The sequence below is a fragment of the Microbacterium sp. BF1 genome (genome assembly GCF_019279095.1).
Lineage (GTDB): Bacteria > Actinomycetota > Actinomycetes > Actinomycetales > Microbacteriaceae > Microbacterium > Microbacterium maritypicum.
In genome coordinates this window covers 1-2754 of the sequence record NZ_JAGYWT010000332.1, presented here as the reverse complement: position 1 = coordinate 2754, position 2754 = coordinate 1, and the positions used below count along the sequence as shown (strand labels likewise).

General features: G+C 67.8%; 4 protein-coding genes and 2 pseudogenes. 2 read left to right on the top strand and 4 right to left on the bottom strand.

The genetic code is table 11. The features are described 5' to 3' along the window. Positions 1-163: 163 nt before the first annotated feature. A complete protein-coding gene (locus tag KZA10_RS11585; RefSeq protein WP_229661512.1) occupies positions 164-571 on the top strand; it encodes a DUF488 domain-containing protein in 408 nt (135 codons plus the stop codon). Positions 572-700: 129 nt separating this feature from the next. After that, positions 701-1099, top strand: a complete 399-nt coding sequence (locus KZA10_RS11580) for a serine dehydratase beta chain (protein WP_218682956.1) — start codon at positions 701-703, stop codon at positions 1097-1099. 267 nt (positions 1100-1366) lie between these two features. On the opposite strand, the pseudogene KZA10_RS11575 reads toward KZA10_RS11580, so the two are convergent. The 4 genes and pseudogenes from KZA10_RS11575 to KZA10_RS11560 form a co-directional block, all read right to left on the bottom strand. Then, a pseudogene (locus KZA10_RS11575) lies at positions 1367-1543 on the bottom strand (ATP-binding protein); the annotation flags it as partial. Between the two features lie 186 nt (positions 1544-1729). Further along, positions 1730-1954: a three-helix bundle dimerization domain-containing protein gene (locus KZA10_RS11570; RefSeq protein WP_174799595.1), complete on the bottom strand. Its 225-nt coding sequence runs from the start codon at positions 1952-1954 to the stop codon at positions 1730-1732. Beyond that, positions 1951-2367, bottom strand: coding sequence for an arsenate reductase ArsC (locus tag KZA10_RS11565; RefSeq protein ID WP_218682955.1), 417 nt, complete (start codon positions 2365-2367; stop codon positions 1951-1953). The genes KZA10_RS11570 and KZA10_RS11565 overlap by 4 nt, the downstream gene beginning before the upstream one ends. Before the next feature lie 49 nt (positions 2368-2416). After that, positions 2417-2754, bottom strand: a pseudogene (locus tag KZA10_RS11560) (hypothetical protein); the annotation flags it as partial.

The following is a 2754-nucleotide window of genomic DNA, read 5'->3' as shown; positions in this document are numbered from 1 at the left end:
CTACCACCGGCGACGTCGACAGGTCCGCCTGGGTCGATTGACGCCGGTCGAGTTCGAGACCATCATGAACGAAGAACTGGCCCTCGCGGCCTGACCAGAACAGTCACCTGTTCCTGCATCAGACCCGAGGACGGACTTCGGCGGGAGAAGGAGGGGGAGGGACGTGTCGGAACAGGGGGGACCCGAAGAGGTTGACCAGGCCGTGGAGCGGCCGCAGGTCCGGGTGCGCAGGATCTACGAGGACCCCGACCCCGCTGACGGGGACCGTGTCCTGGTGGACCGTCTGTGGCCGCGCGGCATGAGCAAGGTGCGCGCCCATCTGGACGAGTGGTGCAAACAGGTCGCCCCCTCACCCGAGTTGCGTCGGTGGTACGCCCACGATCCGGCGAAGTACCCGGAGTTCCGCCGCCGCTACCTGGAGGAGCTCCGTGGTCCCGACCATGCCGACGCGCTCGCGGACCTGCGGCAACGGGCAGCAGCCGGTCCCCTCACGCTGCTCACCGCCGCGAAACGCTCCGACATCTCCGAGGCCACCGTGTTGAAGGAACTCCTGGACCCCCACGCATCCTGATCCGCCGGAGCCCCATTCCTCACGGCCGCGTCAAGGACCCGGGCCCCGTGCGCCCTGATCCGCTCTGCACGGCTGCGCCGCCCCCACCGCCCCCGTCACTGAGTCCCGGGGAGGGACACAATGGTGGCCATGGATCTGCATCCCGCGCCCCTCCACCGGCAGACCCCTGAGCACCACGGTGCCGACCAACCCACCCCGGCCGCCCTCGTCGCGGGTCAGGTCGCAGCCGCGGACGCGCCGCACCCCCTGTCGGTCTTCGACCTCTTCCGCATCGGCATCGGTCCCTCCTCCTCCCACGCGGTGGGCCCCATGCGGGCGGGTCTGGCCTTCGCAGCCGAACTCGCCGACCTGGGTTCTCCCCACATCCACCGGCTGACCGTGGACCTGCTGGGTTCCCTGGGCGCCACCGGACGCGGGCACAACACCGACAGGGCGGTGCTGCTGGGGCTCGTGGGCCACGACCCGGCCACCGTGGCCACAGCCGTGGTCGAGTCGATCCTCCCCGAGATCTCCCGTGCCAGCGCGTGAGGTGATCTTCTCCGAGAACGACCGCGACACGATCAGCTGCTCCTTCTTCCCGGTGCGGTCCTCCTCCGCGGTGATGGATGGGATGCCGCGCAGCTCGAGCGCGATTCTCATCACGACGACATTGAACGCCTTGCGGATCTGAACAGGATCCGCGGCCGCCAGGTCCGCGATCGTCGTTATCCCCATGGCGACGAGACGGCGTTCGAGGCGGCTCGCGATTGTGGATCTGATCGCTAGTTGGCGGTTTTCTGTGATCGCTTGGTGGCGTTAGTTGCCGATGACGAGGATGCTGGCGGCCGCTTCGATGACGTCGTCGGTGATGGTCTCGAGTTGGTTGATTTTGAGCACCCGTGTGATTTGAGGGAAGAGGCGTTCGAGAAGCCGGAAGCTCACGGCCGCCGACCGTGACGGGCTCGGTGGTGATGCGTCGGTTAGCCACGAAGGGATCATCAATTCGCAGGATCTCATCGAGGATCGCGTTGAACTCCCGATCGGACACTCCGGAGCGCAGCCGGGCTTGCACGTGCGAGTGGTCGGCGAGGTAGGTCAGAATCACGCCCGTGCAGAGGGCGATCGACCCCAGGTCGCCACCCGTCCAGTTGCGCAGGATCGAGACGATCTCTTCGTCGGTCAGCTCGCGGCCGTGAGCCGGTCGCGGGCGAACTTCTCCGCGACTGTGGGTAGGTGGGTGGTGACGGCGGCGGTGCGGGCCAGGGCGGTGTAGGACTCGAACACGACCCGCTCGACGGTCTCCTCGTTGACCGTCCCGGTGAACTGGTGTGCGAGCCGTTCGGCGGCGCGGTGCAGCACCAAATCCGGCGAGAGGAGCCCGTCCTGGCCGCGATGCGCGTTCATGCCGCCCGCCCGGCGGGGAGCAGCTCGGCGATCAGGGTCTCGACGCGGGCGCGGATCTCGTCGCGGATGGGCCGGACCGCGTCGATGCCCTGACCTGCGGGGTCGTCGAGTTCCCAGTCCTCGTAACGCTTGCCGGGGAAGATCGGGCAGGCGTCGCCGCAGCCCATCGTGATCACGACGTCGGACTCGTGGACGGCGTCGACGGTGAGCAGCTTCGGGGTGCCGCCGGCGATGTCGATGCCCTCTTCGGCCATCGCGTCGACGGCGACCGGATTGATCTGGTCCTTCGGTGCGGACCCCGCCGAGAGCACCTCGACCCGATCTCCGGCGAAGGACTGCAGGTAGCCGGCGGCCATCTGCGAGCGGCCGGCGTTATGGACGCAGACGAACAGGACGGTGGGCTTCTCATTCATGACGGGTCTCGCTTCCTCTCACCAGAAAGCATAGACCATCATCTATGGATTACGTGACGGATGCGCCAATGAGTTCGGCAAGCAGACCGCGGACGCGCTGGTCGATGTCGTCGCGGATCTCACGGATCACGCTGAGCGGCTTGCCGACCGGGTCGTCGAGATCCCAGTCGAGGTAGCGGCGTCCGGGATAGACCGGGCAGGCGTCGCCGCAGCCCATCGTGACCACGACGTCCGCCGCCTTGACGGTCTCGTCGGTGAGTGGCTTGGGGAACTCGTTGCCGAGGGTGATGCCGATCTCGTCCAACGCGGTCACGATCGCCGAGCGGACCTCGGCCGCAGGGGCGGATCCGGCGGTGCGGACCGTGACCTTGTCGCCGGCGAGCTGGC

Coding starts and splice junctions, on each gene's coding strand:
- KZA10_RS11580 (WP_218682956.1), top strand. CDS start 701: ATGGATCTGCATCCCGCGCCCCTCCACCGGCAGACCCCTGAGCACCAC.
- KZA10_RS11570 (WP_174799595.1), bottom strand. CDS start 1,954: ATGAACGCGCATCGCGGCCAGGACGGGCTCCTCTCGCCGGATTTGGTG.
- KZA10_RS11565 (WP_218682955.1), bottom strand. CDS start 2,367: ATGAATGAGAAGCCCACCGTCCTGTTCGTCTGCGTCCATAACGCCGGC.